At 60.5% G+C, this 17131-nt stretch carries 15 protein-coding genes and 1 tRNA gene; 3 read left to right on the top strand and 13 right to left on the bottom strand.

All coding sequences use genetic code 11. The features are described 5' to 3' along the window. Positions 1-81: 81 nt before the first annotated feature. A complete protein-coding gene (locus N434_RS16130; RefSeq protein ID WP_065115395.1) occupies positions 82-699 on the top strand; it encodes an FMN-dependent NADH-azoreductase in 618 nt (205 codons plus the stop codon). 41 nt (positions 700-740) lie between these two features. Here N434_RS16130 and N434_RS16135 read toward each other — a convergent pair whose 3' ends face one another. The 3 genes from N434_RS16135 to ilvA form a co-directional block, all read right to left on the bottom strand. Then, on the bottom strand, positions 741-2006 hold the full coding sequence (locus N434_RS16135) for a GGDEF domain-containing protein (RefSeq protein ID WP_110759245.1): 1266 nt from the start codon (positions 2004-2006) through the stop codon (positions 741-743). A gap of 117 nt (positions 2007-2123) precedes the next feature. Next, the gene (locus N434_RS16140) at positions 2124-2435 is read right to left on the bottom strand and encodes an HlyU family transcriptional regulator (protein ID WP_065115393.1); all 312 of its coding nucleotides are present in this window, start codon (positions 2433-2435) and stop codon (positions 2124-2126) included. A 74-nt stretch (positions 2436-2509) separates the two neighbouring features. After that, the gene (gene ilvA, locus N434_RS16145; protein WP_110759247.1) at positions 2510-3784 is read right to left on the bottom strand and encodes a threonine ammonia-lyase; all 1275 of its coding nucleotides are present in this window, start codon (positions 3782-3784) and stop codon (positions 2510-2512) included. 80 nt (positions 3785-3864) lie between these two features. Between ilvA and N434_RS16150 the strand changes: the two genes are divergently transcribed. Further along, positions 3865-5322 (top strand): TrkH family potassium uptake protein, encoded by a 1458-nt coding sequence (locus N434_RS16150; protein ID WP_065115392.1) that lies wholly within the window; start codon positions 3865-3867, stop codon positions 5320-5322. A 97-nt stretch (positions 5323-5419) separates the two neighbouring features. Next, positions 5420-5674, top strand: a complete 255-nt coding sequence (locus N434_RS16155) for a heavy-metal-associated domain-containing protein (RefSeq protein ID WP_003521591.1) — start codon at positions 5420-5422, stop codon at positions 5672-5674. A 338-nt stretch (positions 5675-6012) separates the two neighbouring features. Here N434_RS16155 and N434_RS16160 read toward each other — a convergent pair whose 3' ends face one another. The 10 genes from N434_RS16160 to N434_RS16205 form a co-directional block, all read right to left on the bottom strand. Next, on the bottom strand, positions 6013-7506 hold the full coding sequence (locus tag N434_RS16160; RefSeq protein WP_065115391.1) for an ABC transporter substrate-binding protein: 1494 nt from the start codon (positions 7504-7506) through the stop codon (positions 6013-6015). Positions 7507-7744: 238 nt separating this feature from the next. Next, positions 7745-8755 carry an ABC transporter ATP-binding protein gene (locus N434_RS16165; protein ID WP_065115390.1) on the bottom strand — a complete coding sequence of 337 codons (1011 nt, stop codon included), beginning with the start codon at positions 8753-8755 and terminating at the stop codon, positions 7745-7747. 13 nt (positions 8756-8768) lie between these two features. Next, positions 8769-9836, bottom strand: a complete 1068-nt coding sequence (locus N434_RS16170) for an ABC transporter ATP-binding protein (RefSeq protein ID WP_065115389.1) — start codon at positions 9834-9836, stop codon at positions 8769-8771. Between the two features lie 139 nt (positions 9837-9975). Beyond that, positions 9976-10881 carry an ABC transporter permease gene (locus tag N434_RS16175; RefSeq protein WP_110759249.1) on the bottom strand — a complete coding sequence of 302 codons (906 nt, stop codon included), beginning with the start codon at positions 10879-10881 and terminating at the stop codon, positions 9976-9978. After that, positions 10871-11815 (bottom strand): ABC transporter permease, encoded by a 945-nt coding sequence (locus tag N434_RS16180; protein WP_110759250.1) that lies wholly within the window; start codon positions 11813-11815, stop codon positions 10871-10873. Before N434_RS16180 ends, N434_RS16175 begins: the two co-directional genes overlap by 11 nt. Before the next feature lie 69 nt (positions 11816-11884). Then, complete coding sequence (cueR, locus tag N434_RS16185; RefSeq protein ID WP_065115386.1) at positions 11885-12373, bottom strand: Cu(I)-responsive transcriptional regulator; 489 nt, start codon at positions 12371-12373, stop codon at positions 11885-11887. 11 nt (positions 12374-12384) lie between these two features. Further along, positions 12385-13407, bottom strand: coding sequence for a 2Fe-2S iron-sulfur cluster-binding protein (locus N434_RS16190; protein WP_110759252.1), 1023 nt, complete (start codon positions 13405-13407; stop codon positions 12385-12387). A gap of 12 nt (positions 13408-13419) precedes the next feature. After that, complete coding sequence (locus N434_RS16195; RefSeq protein WP_181423996.1) at positions 13420-15924, bottom strand: heavy metal translocating P-type ATPase; 2505 nt, start codon at positions 15922-15924, stop codon at positions 13420-13422. A 163-nt stretch (positions 15925-16087) separates the two neighbouring features. Then, a tRNA-Leu gene (locus tag N434_RS16200) sits at positions 16088-16173 on the bottom strand. A 135-nt stretch (positions 16174-16308) separates the two neighbouring features. Then, complete coding sequence (locus N434_RS16205) at positions 16309-17037, bottom strand: thermonuclease family protein (protein WP_110759256.1); 729 nt, start codon at positions 17035-17037, stop codon at positions 16309-16311. Positions 17038-17131: the final 94 nt, after the last annotated feature.

Genomic DNA, 17131 nt, shown 5'->3' on the forward strand with positions numbered 1-17131 from the left:
TATAGAGCGCAAAGGAAGGGCATCGTGCTCTCCCGCCCTCCCAAGGCGCCCGTCAATTCATCGCATATGCAAGGAAAGACCATGTCCAACATTCTTCTCATCACCTCCAGCCCGCGTGGCGACGAATCGGTTTCCAACAAGTTTTCCGGTGAACTCGCGAGCAAGCTGAAGGCCAAGTCTGCTTCCAACACCCTTGTCCACCGCGATCTCGCCGCCGATCCCATTCCGCACCTCGACACCGTCAAGACGGCTGCAATCCGCAAGCCGGCCGACCAGCGTACCGCTGAAGAAGCTGTTGCCGCCGAATATTCCGACAAGCTGGTTGCCGAGCTTATGGCCGCCGACACCGTCGTCATCGGCACCGGCCTCATCAACTTCAACATCTATTCCGGCCTGAAGTCGTGGATCGACAACGTCGCCCGCGCCGGTCAGACCTTCAAATACACCGAGACGGGCCCGGTCGGCCTCGCCACCGGTAAGAAGGTCTACATCGTGCTTGCCGCTGCCGGCGTTTATTCCGAAGGCCCGGCCGTTTCGATGAACCATGCCGTTCCCTACCTCAAGACCGTTCTTGGTTTCATGGGCATGACGGATGTGGAAGTCATCTACGTGGAAGGTCTGGCGTTCGGCCCGGAAGCCGTCGAGAAGGCCATTGCCGCCGCTGGCGCCAAGGTTGCCGAACTGGCACAGGCCGCCTGAGGCACATTGAACGGAAGGCTATGCCGGCGGGATTGCCGGTATCAGCCTTCCCACATGCCAAAACGGCCGTGGACCTGGTCCCGGCCGTTGTTTTTCGCCGCATAAAGCCGCGCATCGGCTTCCGACAGGAGCGCGCGGAAAAGCTGCCCGTCCTCGAAGGCCGTTGCGACACCAATACTGACGGTCAGCGGCGAACCATCCGGCCGCTGCAGGTCCGCAAGGATCGCAGCCCTGAGACTGGCCGAAAAGGCAAGGGCCGCCTCATGCGCCATCGCCGGCAGAAGCGCCACGAACTCCTCACCGCCAAAGCGATACAGATGGCCGTGCGGATGCACCGTGCGTTTCAGCACGGCGGCGAATTCCCGCAATATCTCGTCGCCCTGCAAATGCCCGAAGGTATCGTTGACGGTCTTGAAGTGATCGATGTCGACGATCAGCACACTGACCGGCCGTTGTTTCTCCAGACATTCCACGACGACCGAGGGCGCATCGAGTTCCATGCGGGCGCGGTCCGACACACCCGTCAGCATGTCGCGGCCCGAGCGGGACAAGAGCTCCTCGTAGCGCTCCCTGAAAGTCAAATCATTGAAGACATCGGCAACGCTGCGGCGTGTCAGAAAACGTCCCTTGGCCGAGGTCAGCCAGAGATAGATGGCAAAGAGCAGCGAATAGATCGCAACCGCCGCCATCTTCGCCTTCCAGCCATCGTAGAAGACATCGACCGGCGCATTGAACAGAAATCGCAGAACCCCGTAAAAACCGGCCTGGTCGAAGCTGAGGATGACGACGCCGCAGAGCGCGAAGCGCAGGACGATATGGCGCTGCAGATAACGCCCCAGCTTTTCGTAAAGCAGGATGATGGCGATGGCGTCAATGTAAAGCAGGCTGGTTCCCCAGACCATCAGCGCGCCCATCTCATCGAGAAAGCCGGCACTGACCGACTGTCCGGGAACGATCGCCTCCGTCTGATGAAAATGGATGATCTGCGCCATGATGACGGTCAATATATTGCCGAGAAACAGGCCGTAGATCGGCTGGCGCACGACGGCCGCATCCTCGCGCATATAGAGCATGAGGATCATCATCAGCTTGCCGGCAAAAAGGATGGAGGAACCGGGCGAAGCGACGCCGAACGGCAGGCCGACATAAAAGACGGCGGCCAGATAAGTTTCCATGAAATGCATGACGCCCAGCGCGGTGAGAAAGACACCGATGCCGAGAATATGCCGGTAATGAAGGAATGCCGTCATTACCGAAAAATAGACGATGGCCTCCGTCAGAAAGAGGGCCAGATTTGCCCATTGCATCGGCGCACGCCCCGTCGATCCACACCGCGCCGGTCTATCGGCGCGACTCCATGCCCTTCAAGGACGATAGGCCCAAGCAACCAACGGAATCTTAATGTCCGAGGGAAGAAAACGTCATCATTTTCCTGGGAAAAGCGACGAACCGTTCTGGTCGATGATCAGTTTCGCCTTGCGGATCGTGAACTCCACCGCATCGTCCAGGCTGGTGAAGACATCGGCACGGACGAATTCATGCACCAGCACTTCCTCACCGGCCTTTTTCTCGATGCGGCCCGCGAGACGGAACTGGCCGCCTTCCTTGATCGGCGTCGCGTAGATCAGATAGTCGCCATGCGCATGCGGCTCCACCTGAGCGGTCTTCTGCGGCGCATCGGAGGATGGTTGCCCCGAGCCGAAGGCCGAGAGGATTTTGGAAAAAAACGATGCCATGGCTTTCACTCCCTCAATCTTGTCACGTTTGAAGGGCGGAGGTGATCCGCCCTTCCCTGCCGTTCGCTTTCCGATCAGATGATCAGGTTCGACAGGATTTCGTTTTCGGTAATATCCTCATAACCGAGACCGGCGGCCTCGAAACGCTCCAGCAGTCCTGCGAAATTCTCCTTGGCGCTGGTTTCAATGCCGATCAGGATCGAGCCGAAGTTGCGGGCCGATTTCTTCAGATATTCGAAACGGGCGATATCATCGTCCGGACCGAGCAGGTTGAGGAAATCGCGCAGCGCACCGGGGCGCTGCGGCAGGCGCAGGATGAAATATTTCTTCACGCCGGTGTAACGCATGGCGCGTTCCTTCACATCCGGCAGGCGCTCGAAATCGAAATTGCCACCGGAGACGACGGCGATGACCGTCTTGCCTTCCAGCCTCTCGCGGCCGAGCTTTTCCAGCGCGGCGATGGCGAGCGCCCCCGCCGGTTCCAGCACCACGCCCTCGAGGTTCAGCATCTCGATGATCGTCACACAGATGGCGTTTTCCGCGATGAGCATCACCTGCTCGGCCGGGAAATCCTTCAGTGCCTTGAAGTTCAGGTCGCCGATGCGGGCAACGGCTGCGCCATCGACAAAATTGTCGACCTTGGTGAGCGTCACCGGCTCGCCGCGTTCGAGGCTCTTCTTCAAGCTGGGGGCGCCTTCCGGCTCGCAGAACACGAAGTTCTCCCTGTCGACCGTGCCGGCCAGAAAACCCGAAAGGCCGGCCGAAAGACCGCCACCGCCGACCGGCATGACGACGATGTCAGGCTTCGTGCCTTCCGGCAGCTGGTCCATGATCTCCGCGGCGACAGTCGCCTGTCCCTCGATGATATCCTCATGGTCGAAAGGCGGCACCATATAGCCGTCATTATCCTCGACATGCTTGCGCGCAGCCGCGTAACACTGGTCGAATATATCGCCCACCAGACGGATGCTGATGAATTCGCCACCGAAGATACGGGTCTTGTCGATCTTCTGCTGCGGCGTCGTCACCGGCATGAAAACGACACCGTGAACGCCGAAATGACGGCAGGCGAAAGCAAAGCCCTGGGCATGGTTGCCCGCGGACGCACAGACGAAAACCTTGTCCTTGCCAGCCTTCGCCACCGCCTTGCGGAGAAAGTTGAATGCGCCTCTAATCTTGTAGGAACGAACCGGGGACAGATCCTCACGCTTCAGCCAAATCGACGCGCCATACCGACGGCTGAGATGTTCATTCAACTGCAACGGCGTTTCCGGGAATATCTCCCGCACTTCCCGCCGCGCGGCCTCCACAAGCTGCTTGTCCACGATTGTCAATCCATTGAAATTCATAATGGCACCCGCTATGCCATAGGAAGGCGTCGGAGACAAAGACTCATTTCAGCGCGGCCACGAACTCTGGGTTTCATTTCTTGAACAGCAACCTTCTGCGCTCGGTCATTTATGTGGCGTCCATCTTCGGGCTCTATCTCGCGACGGCCATGTTCCTGCCCGCGCTGACGGATCTTTATTACGGCAATGACGACTGGATGGTGTTTGCGCTGTCCGGCTTCATGTGCGGCGGCTTCGCTCTTGCCTGCGCGCTCGCCACCCGCGGGCCGATCGCGTCCTTCAACAAGCGTTTCGGCTTCCTGCTCGTCAATATTCTCTGGCTGGTGTTTTCCATCGTCGGTGCGGTTCCGCTCTACCTGTCACAACTCGACCTGACGCCCGGCCAGGCGCTGTTCGAATCCGTCTCCGCCATCACCACGACGGGATCGACCGCGATTTCGGGCCTCGACAACGCGCCGCAGGGCATTCTTCTGTGGCGGTCGCTGCTGTGCTGGCTGGGCGGCATCGGTATCGTCGCGCTCGGTCTCTTCATCCTGCCGCTCCTGCGTGTCGGCGGAATGACCTTCTTCCGCATGGAATCCTCCGACACGGGCAATGACCGGCCCTTCGCGCGGCTGGCAAGCTTTACCCGGGCCTTCGTGGCGATCTACATTATCATGACGCTGGCCTGCACCATCGCTTATGATTTTGCCGGCATGTCGCATTTCGATGCGCTGAACCATGCCATGTCGACGGTCGCGACCGGCGGGTTTTCCACCCACGACGCCTCTTTCGCCTATTTCAACAATACCGCGCTGCTGTGGATCGCCACCATCTTCCTGATCTTCGGCAGCCTGCCCTTTTCGGTCATGATCCTGCTTGCGGTGCGCCGCCGGCTGGAGACGCTGCGCGACCCGCAGATCGCCGTCTTTCTCGGCTATCTCTGCGCCATCTCGATTGCGGTCGGCGTCTATCATCATTTCAGGAACGGCGTGCCGCTGGACGACGCGCTCAGCCATTCCTTCTTCAACATGACGTCGATCCTGTCGACCGGCGGCTTCGCCAGCGATGACTACACGCTCTGGGGGCCTTTCGTTGTCGTCGTCGCCTTTTTCGCCACCTTCATGGGCGGCTGTTCCGGCTCGACGGCGGGCGGCATCAAGGCCTACCGTTTTCTCATCATCTTCAACGTCGTGCGCGCCGGTCTGAAGAAGCTGATCTATCCGAACGCCGTCTATTCGGTGCGTTATGGCCAGCAGGTGGTCGATCCCGATACGATCAGGACGATCTTCCTGTTCGTCAGCTGTTTCATCGCGCTGTGGATCGGCGGCAGCCTTGCCATGAGCCTGATGGGTTATGATTTCCTCACCGCCACCTCGGCGGTGGCGACCTCGCTTGCCAATGTCGGCCCCGGCATCGGGCCGATCATCGGACCGGCGGGCAATTTCTCCACCATCAGCGACCCCGCGCTTTATCTCCTGTCGGTCCTGATGCTGCTCGGCCGCCTGGAAATCCTGACGGTTCTGGTGCTGCTGATGCCGATTTTCTGGAAGAACTGAGATTGCCTCACCTGCGTGAATAAAGCGCTTGACCTTCCCACGTTGGAATAGTCCAGGCTCTCCCGGTTACGAATTCCCAACCAAGGAGAACCACCCCATGTGCACCGCTCACCAGCATCATGCCGAAACCACCACGGCACCGGTTGATGCAGACCTTTCTTTCCATGTTGAAGACATGACCTGTGGTCACTGCGCCGGGGTGATCAAGGGCGCGATCGAAAAGACCGTTCCCGGTGCCGCCGTGCATGCCGATCCCGCAAGCCGCACCGTCGTCGTCGGCGGCGTTTCCGACGCGGCCCGTATTGCCGAAATCATCACCGCCGCAGGCTACACGCCGGAAGCACGCGCCTGATCGAAAGAAATACCGGCGGCGCGTATCCCCGCAGCCGCCGGATCATCCTGCCTGCCCCGCGTCACGCTGAATTTGTGTGACGGATTTTGGACGATGCCTGCGCTCGTCCCTCCTGTCTTCGCAGACGGCAGATGCCCTCTCCTTTCGCCAGTTCTCCACATTCCAGCTACCGCGCGATCAGGTTCCTGATCGCGGGAAATCCTTTTCACGGCGTGGAGGTGCCATGGCTGGACGCGGCCTCGCGGACGTCATGACCGAGGAGAGGCTCTCCGACTTGCCATGAAAAGACCCGGCTCTTTCAAGCCGGGTCTCCCTGTTATCGACAATATCGCGCCAGCTTATTTCGTTGCCAGATCCTTGGTCATGACAAAATAGTTGAGCGGATGGGGCCTGTAGTTTTCGAGCTTGGCCGAATAGGCGTCGAACACGGTCTCATGGATGAGGAAAACGGAGACGGCTTCGTCGTAAATCTTCTTCGCCGCTTCGCTGTATATGGCGTAGCGACCGGCGGGTTCGGCCGTGGCATAGGCGGATTTGATCAGCTTGTCCGTCGCCTCGTTGCAATAATGCGAGATATTGTAACTGCCGCCGCAGGTATAGTCCGCATTGAGGAAACCGGCCGGTTCGGCGACATCGGTGGCATAACCGCGCGACAGCAGTGCCATGTCGAACTTGCCGGCCAGAAGGTCGGGTTCGATCGCGCTATAGTCAGCCACGCGGACATCAACCTTGATGCCGAGTTCCTGCAGCTGCGCCTGAATGATCGCCGCGACATCCTTCAGTTCCGTTTTTGCCGTGTAGGCGAGCAGCGTGACCTTCAGGCTGCCGGGGGCCACTCCCGCTTCCTTCAGCAGGTCCTTGGCCTTTTCCACGTCATAGGCGGGCTTGCTTTCTTCGGCGGCCCAGGGCTCACCCGCCGCAAAGGGCATGGCCGCACCCTTGACGGCGCCTTCATAGATGCTGTCGGCGATGCCGCCCGTATCGATAGCGGCCTGGATTGCCTGACGCACCTTGAGATTGTCGAAAGGCGGCCTGGAATTGTTCAGCAGCAGTTCCGTGATGCGGGGCGACGGGATCGGCGCGACCTTGACGCCGTCGGTGGATTCGATTGTCTTGACGGTCCATGGCGGAACGAGGCGCGAAATCTGCGCTTCTCCCGTTCGGGCCTGGGTGGCACGGGTGTCGGCATCGGGAACGAAGTTCACGCGGCCACCCGCAAGCTTCGGCATTCCGCCCCAGTAATCGTGATTGGCGGTCAGTATCATATGCTGGCTGGGATCAACTTCCGTGATCTTGAAAGGTCCGGTGCAGGTTCCGACCGGATCGACCTTGCCGTCCTTGTAGGCGGCGGGTGCGAGAATGGAGGTGGCGGGGCTCGCCATCTGTGCCGGCAGCAACACCGAGGGCTCGATCGTCGTTATCCGGACGATATCATCGCCGCCGGCTTCGACCGAGGCGATCAGTTTGGGCGAAAAGGCGCGGGCCGGAACCGGAGCCTCCAAAAGATTGGTAAGAGCATTGACTGCGGCCCTGGCATCGAGCGCTTCGCCATTCTGGAATTTGACGCCCTTGCGCAGTTTGAATTCCCACACCTTGGGGTCGGTCTGCGTCCAGGATTCAGCCAGACTCGGCTCCAGTTTCATGTCGTAACCGACACGTATCAGGCTCTCGAAACATCCTGCCCGCGAACCGAGATAAGCGTCGTCGGACGCCATCTGCCAGCCGGTCTTCACCCCGAAATTATCGTCATAGGTAATTGTCGCGGCCTTTGCCGCATCGGCTCCAAACGAGGCCACGATGGCGCATGTCGCCCAAAGTGCGTGCTTCATCATAGAATATTCCCCTTTTATTTTTGATGATAATGCTCACAATCCATTTATCTTCACGAATTTTCCGATTAAATATCCTTAAGTCGCAAGACAAAAGAATATCAAGAGGATATTCATTGAATATCCATCCGAATATCATTCATTTTACGTTTCTATACTCGAAATATAATTCTGATATTAAATCTCAGACGCACGATTCATCTGTTTTTACCAAGGCGCAGAACTGTAACTGCTTTATGCTTCAGCCCCATTCGCGCCAGTGGTGGCAGCGTGCGAAATGCTCACCCGCAACACCCTCCAGAACCGGCTCCTTTTCGCCGCAGATCGGCGTCGCATATTTGCAGCGGGTGTGAAACTTGCAGCCGCCGGGAGGGTTCAGGGGGCTCGGCAGATCACCATCCAGCAGCATTTCCGGCGCATAAAGGCCGGTTTCATCCAGCATCGACGAGGCGATCAAAGCCTTGGTGTAGGGATGTTTCGGCGCGCGAAAAAGCTCTTCCCGGTCAGCGATTTCAACGATCCGCCCGAGATACATCACCGCGATGCGATCGCAGAGATAACGCACCACGCGCAGGTCATGGGAAATCATCAGAACGGTCAGGCCATGACGGCGTTTCATGTCCATCAGCAGGTTGAGGATCTGCGTGCGCATGGAGGCGTCAAGCGCCGATGTCGGCTCGTCACAGACAAGGAAGCTCGGATTGAGAAGCAGAGCGCGGCCGATGACCACACGCTGCAACTGTCCGCCGGAACACTGGCTCGGGTAACGGTCGAAAAACGATGAATCGAGGCCGACCTCTTCCAGCATCCTGAAAACGCGCGCCGTGCGCTCCTCACGCGTGCCGATACCATGCTGGGCAAGCGGCGCCTCCATGCTCTGCCCGATACGCATGCGCGGATCGAGCGCGGAATACGGGTCCTGAAACACCAGTTGCACGACACGGCGCATGCGCCGCAGCGTCTCGCCCTGCATGTGCAATATGTCGTGTTCGCCGATGCTGACTTCGCCTTTGGTGGCGTGGGTCATCCGGGTGATCAGCCCGGCGACGGTGCTTTTGCCGCATCCGGATTCGCCGACGAGGCCGAGCACCTCGCCCTCGCCGATGGTCAGGGACACATCGTCAACGGATTTCACCACCCGGTGACCAAGGCCGGATATCGGATAATATTTGCAGAGATTCTTCGCAACCACATAAGGCCGGCTCTCGCTACCAGCCATTGGCGGGTTCTCTCTCATCGCTGTCGATAACATGACGCCCTCTCCTTCAGCAGACCGCATGGCTGGCATGATCATGACCGGTGTGGTCCTCGCCGACTGCCCAGCACCGCGCCTTGCGGCCTTCCGGCAAGGCATTCAGGTCCGGTTCCGACGCCATGCACCGGCTGCCCATGCCGGCCGCCTTGGCGAGCGAACAGCGCGGATGAAAACGGCAGCCGCAGGACATGTCATGGGCCTGCGAACTCGATCCGGGGATTGTCAGCAATTGGCCGTCGCTGTCGGTGGTGAGAAGCGAGCAGCTGATCAGCGCCTTGGTATAGGGATGCTGCGGCGCCTTGAGGATCGCCTGCGTCGGCCCTTCCTCAACAATGCGGCCGGCATACATGACCGCGATCCTGTCCGCGAAAGCGGCGACGACCGACAGATCGTGGGTGATGAGCAGGGTTGCAAGCCGACGCTTGCGGCGCTCGTCATCGAGCAGGCGCAATATCTGTGCCTGGACGGTGACATCGAGAGCCGTCGTCGGTTCATCGGCGATCAGCAGTTGCGGATTGCCCGAGAGTGCCGCGGCAATCATGACACGCTGCGCCATGCCGCCGGAAAGCTCATGCGCGAAACATTGCGCCCGCGCCGAAGGGTCCGGGATGCCGACATCTGACAAAAGACCGACAACCCGGTTGAGCGCGGCGTGCCGGCTCATCTTGCGGTGAATCCACAGCGGCTCGGCAACCTGCGTCCTCACCCGGCTGGTCGGGTCGAGCATCGCCTGTGGCTGCTGGAACAGCATGCCGATATCGGCACCGCGCAGCGCATCGAGTTCGGAGGATGAAAGTGCGAGGATATCGCGCCCGGCAAAGGAAATGCGGCCGGAATTGATTTCCGCACCCTGCGGCAAAAGCCGCATCAGTGACAGGGCCGTCATGCTCTTGCCGGAACCGGATTCGCCGACGAGAGCGACAACTTCCCCCGCATTGACGGAAAGGGTGAGGCCCGAAATGACAAATTTACGGCCATTTTGCGCCGGCACCGAAACGTGCAGGTCCTCAATCTCCAGAAGCGGTGCGCAGTCGGGAGACATGGCCGTATTGGCATGCGTCTGTCCTTCGATATTCATAAGAGTTCCCCTTATTTTTATTGAATCGGAGGCATTTGCGTATTTTCATGCGGCTTCAGACGATATTACTCTCCTTCCAGTTCCTTCGCCTCAGCCATGTTTGACGATGATCAAGCCGGTCATTGCCCGTCGGCAGGCGTCAATGACCATTCTGTTTTTTGGTCTCCAGGTTCAGCCCGTGGCCAATCCATGTCACGCTGAGCGCCGACAGGAAAATCGCCAGACCGGGGGCGATGACGAGAACGGGCATGCGTTCCGCATAGGCCTGCGCATCGGCCAGCATCAATGCCCAGTCGGCGGCAGGCGGCTGGACACCGAGGCCCAGAAACGACAGCCCGCCCACCGTGATCAGCTTGTGGCCGAAGCGCAGGAACGCCACGGCCGCAATCGGCCAGATCGTGTTCGGGATGATATGCCGGAAGATGATGAAGCGCCGCGTGCAGCCGAGCACTTCCGCCGCGCGGATATATTCGCGTGAATTGATCGACAATGTCAGTCCGCGCGCCAGCCGCGCAAAGGGCGTCCAGCCAACGATTGTCAGCGACGCGATCAGCGTTCCATATCCCGGCCCGAAGATGGCGACGAGGAAGATGGCGATCACCACGTCCGGTATGGCGATGAGCAGATCCACCACGCGCATCAGGACCTCATCGAGAATGCCGCGGCTGCGGCCGCTGATGATGCCGATGAAGGTGCCGATGGCGACCGAGAGAATGACGGTGATGGCGGCAATCGTGACCGTGAAACGACCGCCGATCAGCAGCCGGCTGAGCACGTCGCGCCCCAGATGGTCCGTTCCCAGCCAATAGGTGGCGCCTGGCGCATTCAGTCGCAGGCGCAGGTTCTGCTGTGCGGGATTGTAGGGCGAAATCCACGGGGCGACGACCAATAACAGGATGATGGCGAGAAAGATCGCCGATCCCGCATAGAAGGTCCAGTGCCGCCGACGGATGAAGTCGGTGAAGCGGGAGAGCGTCGAGGGGCGCTTGGGCGTGGTCATCGGCAAGGCGGCGGCTGTCGCGGCTGGAAAGTGACTAATGGTCATTGTGACCTCGCATGGCTGGATTGATCAGGACATAGAGGCCATCGGCCAGGGTATTGATCAGGATGGACAGGGCGACGATGCAGATGAACCCGCCCTGCAGCATCGGGATGTCCCGATTGACCACCGCGTCATAAAGAAGCCGGCCCATGCCGGGGATGGCGAAGATCACCTCCACGACCACCGATCCGCCCAGGAGGCCGGCAAGCCACAGGGCGAAGAAGGTGACCACCGGCAGCGAGCCGTTGCGGATGCCGTGGCGCATGACCGTGCCATGCATGCCGAGCCCGCGGCTGCGCGCCGCCGTGATATAAGGCGCACGCAGAACCTCGGCCATGGCGGCACGCGTCACCTGCGTGAAATAAGCGAGCGGGCGCAGCGTCAGGGTGAGAGCCGGAAGCACCAGGGAACGCCAGCTTTCCCATCCCGCTGACGGCAGCCAGCCGAGATAAAGCGCAAAGACCAGCGCCGACATCGGCGCAAACCAGTATTCCGGCGTTGCGACGAATGTCTGGATCATCAGCGTCGCGAAATTGTCGAGCCGTCCGCCCGGGCGCATCGCGGCCAGCGTGCCGAGCGGCAGGGCGACGGCGACCGCGATTGCCAGCGCCGTCAATGCCAGTGTCACGGATACGCCGAGCGAGCGCAAAAGCTCGCCGGCCACGGGCTGGCTGCTGGTGAAGGAGAAGCCGAGATCGCCGCGCAGCGCACTGGACAGCCAGGCGAAATATTGCACGTAAAGCGGCCGGTCGAGACCGAGGCTCACCCTCAGCGCCTCCACCGCATGCGGATCGAGAGCGGTATCGCGCATGCGCGAAAACAGGATGGTGCGGGCCGGATCGCCACCCGCCATATAGGGCAAAAGAAACGCGATGACGGAAACGATGGCCAGCATCAGGCACAGGATAAGGAAGCGTTGCAATATCTGTATCCACATGGCCCGGTTTCCTTCACCGCAATTGGCGTTTGCTGCAATCAACGATCTGTTCCCGATGGGAACGGCTGGTTATTTCATGAGGCGCGGCAATTCCGTCACCGCCCCGGAAGTGCCCTTCAGCATTCCCGAACGCTTGGGCACAACCGCTACCGGAACAAAATCGGGATCTTCGGATTGCGCCAGATCCTGAATGATCGGGCAATCCGGCTCGCCATTATCGGGGCAATAGGTTGCGAGGTTTCGCAGCGTATCGGCCATGTCCCGAAGCGTATGCATCTTCGCCTCGAGGTCGACGACATGTTCCATGACGATGCGCTTGACATCGCAGGACGCACCGCCCGGATCACGCCACAACGTCATGAGCTGCCTGATCTTTTCGATCGAGAAACCAAGGTCGCGTCCGCGCCTTATGAAGCGCAGCGTTTCCAGATCGTTGGCCGTATAGACCCGGTATCCGGAATCCGTGCGGTTTGCCGATTTGATCAGGCCGATCATTTCGTAATGACGGATCATCTTCGCAGAAACGCCTGACGCGGTGGCGGCTGTGCCGATATTCATGGATCCTGCTCCTATCTGTCCGGGGTGAAAAACACGTCTGCATGAATGTCGGCGGTGCGCATGCCACGCGCCACCAGTTGCGGCACCGTGGCCTCGATCATGGCCGGCGGGCCTGCGAGATAGGCCTTCCAGCCATCGAGATCGTCGAAATCATCCGCCACCGCATTGCCGACATAACCGCACCGCATCTGCGCATGTGGCTCATTGGAGAGAACCGGAACGAAACTCAGATTGCCGTGCCTTGCGATGAGCGCCTCGAAATGATCCACCATATAAAGATCACGCAGGGCGCGGGCGCCGAAATAGACATGGATCGGGCGTTCCCGGCCGGCCGCTTGCCCCGTCGTAAGAGCCGCCTCGACAACCGCCTTGACGGGCGCCAGCCCGGAACCGCCGGCAATGCCGAGGATCGGTCCACAATGTTTTTCCCGCAGGAATGAGGAGCCGAAAGGCCCCACCAGAGTGACGGGATCACCTGCCCTGGCGCGAGTGACAATGTGGCTGCTTGTCAGACCGCCCGGCACATGCCGGATATGGAATTCGATCAGCTCCTCATCGACCCGGCTGGCGATGGAATAGTCGCGCGGCGAACAGTCCGGATAAAGCAGGCGAACATATTGCCCCGGTTTGAAGCTGAATGACGCGCGGTCATCGAGCCTGATGCGGATGAGCCTGATATCATGCGTCACATCCACCGCCTCCGCCACCGCGCCCTCGAAGCGGCCAGTCGGAATATCGGCGATTTCATCGGCTCCGTCGAGCCAGCTTATCGTCACATCGCTCAACGGCACGGCGCGGCAGGCAAGCGTCAGACCTTCCGCCTTTTCCTCTTCGGTCAATGAAAAGGGCGTGTGCTTGAGAAGATCGATCTCGCCGGAAATGAGATGGGACTTGCAGGCGCCGCAGCGGCCCATGCGACAGCCATGCGGATAGGTGACCCCTGCCGCCAGTGCGGCCTGAAGCACGGTCTCGCCTTGGGTCGCGGTGATGCCGCGCCCGATCTGGGGCAGATAAATTGTGTTGCCAGGCGTCATCACATCCGCCTCCTATTCGGCCGCTGCAAGCTGCATGCCGGACGATTTGTCCGCCAGCGGCGCGTGGAAGCTTTTGAGGCGCAGCGCGTTTGTCAGGACGAATACGCTGGAGAGCGCCATGGCTCCGGCGGCAAGGACAGGCGACAGCAGAACGCCGTTGACAGGATACAATATTCCGGCTGCCACGGGAACGAGCGCGGCGTTGTAGGCAAAGGCCCAGAACAGGTTCTGGCCGATATTACGGATCGTCGCCTTGGAGAGCGCTATGGCATTGGCAACGCCACGAAGATCGCCCGACATCAGAACCACATCGGCGCTTTCAATGGCGACATCCGTGCCCGTGCCGATGGCAAGGCCGACATCGGCCGCCGCGAGCGCCGGCGCATCGTTGATGCCATCGCCGACAAAGGCGACGCGCCGTCCGCCGGCCGCCAGTCTCTTCACGGCCTCGACCTTGCCGTCCGGCAGCACTTCCGCCACCACCTCATCGATGCCAAGGCGGCGAGCGATGGCTTCCGCCGTGCGGCGATTGTCGCCCGTGATCATCGTGACCTTGAGGCCAAGCGCATGCAGCGCCGCAATCGCTTCCGGCGTCGTTGGTTTCACCGGATCGGCAACGGCGATGATCGCGGCCAGCCTGCCATCGACGGCGGCATAAAGCGGCGACTGCCCTTCCCTGCCCAGCCGCTCTGCATCACCGGCAAACATCGCGACATCGTAACCGAGCTTCGTCATGAAGCGATCCGCGCCCGCCTCGACCCTGCGGCCGTCCACGATTGCCGCCACGCCGAAACCGGGGGTGGCCTCAAAGCCCTCTGCATCGGCAAGCGTCAGCCCACCATGTTTCGCAGCCTCGACGATTGCCTCGGCGATCGGATGTTCGGAACGGTTCTCAAGCGAGGCGACGAGGCGCAGCACCGCATCCGCGTCGAACCCCTCCGTCGTGATGAAATGGACCAGTTTCGGCTTGCCGAGCGTCAGCGTGCCGGTCTTGTCGACCGCAATAACATCGGCGTCGCGCAGGGTCTGGAGCGCATCGCCGCGCCGGAACAGCACGCCCATTTCGGCGGCGCGGCCGGTGCCGACCATGATAGAGGTGGGCGTGGCAAGGCCCATGGCGCAGGGACAGGCGATGATGAGGACTGCAACAGCGTTGACGAGCGCGAAGGTCAAGGCCGGGTCCGGCCCGAACACGAACCAGACGATGAAGGTGGCGAGCGCGGCGAGCATCACCGCCGGCACGAACCAGTTGGTCACCTTGTCCACCAGCGCCTGTATCGGCAGCTTGTCGGCCTGCGCCTCCTCGACCATGCGGATGATCTGGGCGATCAGCGTATCGGCGCCCACCTTGGTGGCGCGGAAGGTGAAGGAGCCGTTGCGGTTCACCGTGCCGCCGACGACCTCGGAACCCGCCGCCTTCGTTACCGGGATCGGTTCACCCGTAATCATCGATTCATCGACATAAGAGGAACCATCGAGCACCAGCCCGTCGACGGGCACCTTCTCACCGGGACGAACGACGATAACGTCGCCCGTCTGCACATCCTGCAACGGCACATCGATGGTTTCGCCGTCGCGCAGCACGCGGGCCGACTTGGCCTGCAGGCCGACCAGCCGCTTTATCGCCTCGCTGGTGCGCCCCTTGGCGCGCGCCTCGAGAAAACGACCGAGCAGAATGAGGGTGACGATAACGGCCGCCGCCTCATAATAGACATTGGCCGTGCCTCTCGGCAGGATTTCCGGCAGGAAGGTCGCGACCACCGAAAATCCCCATGCGGCGGAAGTGCCCAGCACCACCAGTGAATTCATGTCCGGCGCCAGCCGCAGAAGGGCGGGTATGCCCTTCCTGAAAAAGCGCAGGCCGGGTCCGAACAGGACCAGCGTGGTCAGCGCAAATTGCAGATACCAGCTTTCCCGCATGCCGATCGTGTCCATCACAAAATCATGGATGGCGGGCACCAGATGCGAACCCATTTCCAGGACGAAAACCGGCAGCGTCAGAATAGCGGCGGCGGCCAGGCTGACTTTCAGGCCACGCAACTCGGCCTCGCGCCGGTCCGGCTCCTCGCCCTTGGCTTTGTCCGCGGCGATCTCGCTTGCCTTATAACCGGCCTGCCTGATTGCTTCGGCCAGCCCGGCGGCGGAGACGGCATTGCCCGCGACGCGGACAGTGGCGCGTTCCGTTGCCAGATTGACGCTCGCATCGGAAACACCGGCGACCGCTTTCAGTGCCTTTTCGACACGCCCGACGCAGGAGGCGCAGGTCATGCCCTCAATATCGAGTTCGATGGTTTTCTCATCGACGCCATAACCGGCATTCCGCACGGCTGCGATAACGGCCACGACGTCGGGCGGCCCGGAAAAGGCGATATCGGCGCGTTCGGTGGCGAGATTGACCGAGGCCTTGAGAACCCCCGGCACTCTGGCAATGGCCTTCTCCACCCGGCCAACGCAGGAGGCGCATGTCATGCCATCGATCGCAATCTGATGACTCGCGCGGATCTCCATTTGTGACATGCGTATGACCCCTCTTTTCTTGTATTAAAAAAAAGATAGGGCTTCCCATCGTGGCAAGGTCAATAGGTTCTTTTTGATGATTTTCAAGAAGGGATGACGCGCGCGTGAACGGGCGTTTTATGTCGGTTCAGAACTTGCGACATCGGATAGATCAAAGGAAAGCTGGTGCGGACGGCGGGACTTGAACCCGCAAGACCAATGGTCGGCAGATTTTAAGTCTGCTGCGTCTACCGATTTCGCCACGTCCGCATTGCCGCGCCGCGTACCGTTCCGGCCGGGTGGCGCTGCAAAAATCGTCATGCTTCGGGCGCCCGGCGCAGGGGCCGATCCCAAACACGACTTAGCCCCATCTACACAGGCCGGGCCGTTTCGGTCAACGGGGCCTCAGCCACACCATGACTGATTTTTTGCCGATGCCGGATGCGCGAGCCCTTCCCGCACCAGCTGGTCGGCAAAGGATACGCCCGAACGGGAAAGCCGTTTGCGTTCCGTGGTTTGTCCGCCCGTAACAGCGGAAGAAGCCACGTCGAAGGCGCCGGCATTCAGCATGTCGCGAAGCCTTACCTTCGCAACGAAACCGCGCTGGCGCTCTTCCATGCAGCGCGCCCGGTCGATCTGCGGGACTTCGATGCCGGCAAGCTGCATTTTCACACCCTTCATCCAGAAGGTGTTGCCATCGGCCACGCAATTGTTGAGACCGGAACGACCACAGAAGGCAAAAGTGCCGCTTTTTTCTCCGAGCGAGATTTTTTCGACCGAAGGGCGCGTTTCCGGCAGGATAGCGGCGACCTGGCTCTGCTGTGCCGTGGACGGCATGGCAATCGGGCGTGGCGGCACCGGGCCATTACCGGGCAGAGCGGGCGATGCCGGGCGAATGGATGCGACTTTCTCCGGCGTGACGGAATCGCGCCTGGCCGCGGTCGCGACTTTCGGAGAATTCGTGGCCGACGATGTGGCCTTCGCAACATGCCGCTGCGGCAGAAGACTGTCGCGGTGCTCGTAAGCCTGAATGCCGCCGGCAACAACGCCCAGCATCAGCACCCAGGGCCAAACGCTTCCGCCACCCGATTTCTTCGCCGTGCGGCGTCGTGCTGTCGATTTTCGATTGCTCACGATCGGACTCCTTTTTACGGAGCCGCATTATCGGCCAAAGGAGTTTCCGAAAAGTTGGCATTCCCGAGCGTTTTCGTTTTTCCCGGAATCGGGA

This window comes from Rhizobium sp. UGM030330-04, assembly GCF_003208455.1.
In the GTDB taxonomy this organism is placed as follows: Bacteria; Pseudomonadota; Alphaproteobacteria; order Rhizobiales; family Rhizobiaceae; genus Agrobacterium; species Agrobacterium rhizogenes_A.

Coding starts and splice junctions, on each gene's coding strand:
- N434_RS16130 (WP_065115395.1), top strand. CDS start 82: ATGTCCAACATTCTTCTCATCACCTCCAGCCCGCGTGGCGACGAATCG.
- N434_RS16135 (WP_110759245.1), bottom strand. CDS start 2,006: ATGCAATGGGCAAATCTGGCCCTCTTTCTGACGGAGGCCATCGTCTAT.
- N434_RS16140 (WP_065115393.1), bottom strand. CDS start 2,435: ATGGCATCGTTTTTTTCCAAAATCCTCTCGGCCTTCGGCTCGGGGCAA.
- ilvA (WP_110759247.1), bottom strand. CDS start 3,784: ATGAATTTCAATGGATTGACAATCGTGGACAAGCAGCTTGTGGAGGCC.
- N434_RS16155 (WP_003521591.1), top strand. CDS start 5,420: ATGTGCACCGCTCACCAGCATCATGCCGAAACCACCACGGCACCGGTT.
- N434_RS16160 (WP_065115391.1), bottom strand. CDS start 7,506: ATGATGAAGCACGCACTTTGGGCGACATGCGCCATCGTGGCCTCGTTT.
- N434_RS16165 (WP_065115390.1), bottom strand. CDS start 8,755: ATGTTATCGACAGCGATGAGAGAGAACCCGCCAATGGCTGGTAGCGAG.
- N434_RS16170 (WP_065115389.1), bottom strand. CDS start 9,836: ATGAATATCGAAGGACAGACGCATGCCAATACGGCCATGTCTCCCGAC.
- N434_RS16175 (WP_110759249.1), bottom strand. CDS start 10,881: ATGACCATTAGTCACTTTCCAGCCGCGACAGCCGCCGCCTTGCCGATG.
- N434_RS16180 (WP_110759250.1), bottom strand. CDS start 11,815: ATGTGGATACAGATATTGCAACGCTTCCTTATCCTGTGCCTGATGCTG.
- cueR (WP_065115386.1), bottom strand. CDS start 12,373: ATGAATATCGGCACAGCCGCCACCGCGTCAGGCGTTTCTGCGAAGATG.
- N434_RS16190 (WP_110759252.1), bottom strand. CDS start 13,407: ATGACGCCTGGCAACACAATTTATCTGCCCCAGATCGGGCGCGGCATC.
- N434_RS16195 (WP_181423996.1), bottom strand. CDS start 15,924: ATGTCACAAATGGAGATCCGCGCGAGTCATCAGATTGCGATCGATGGC.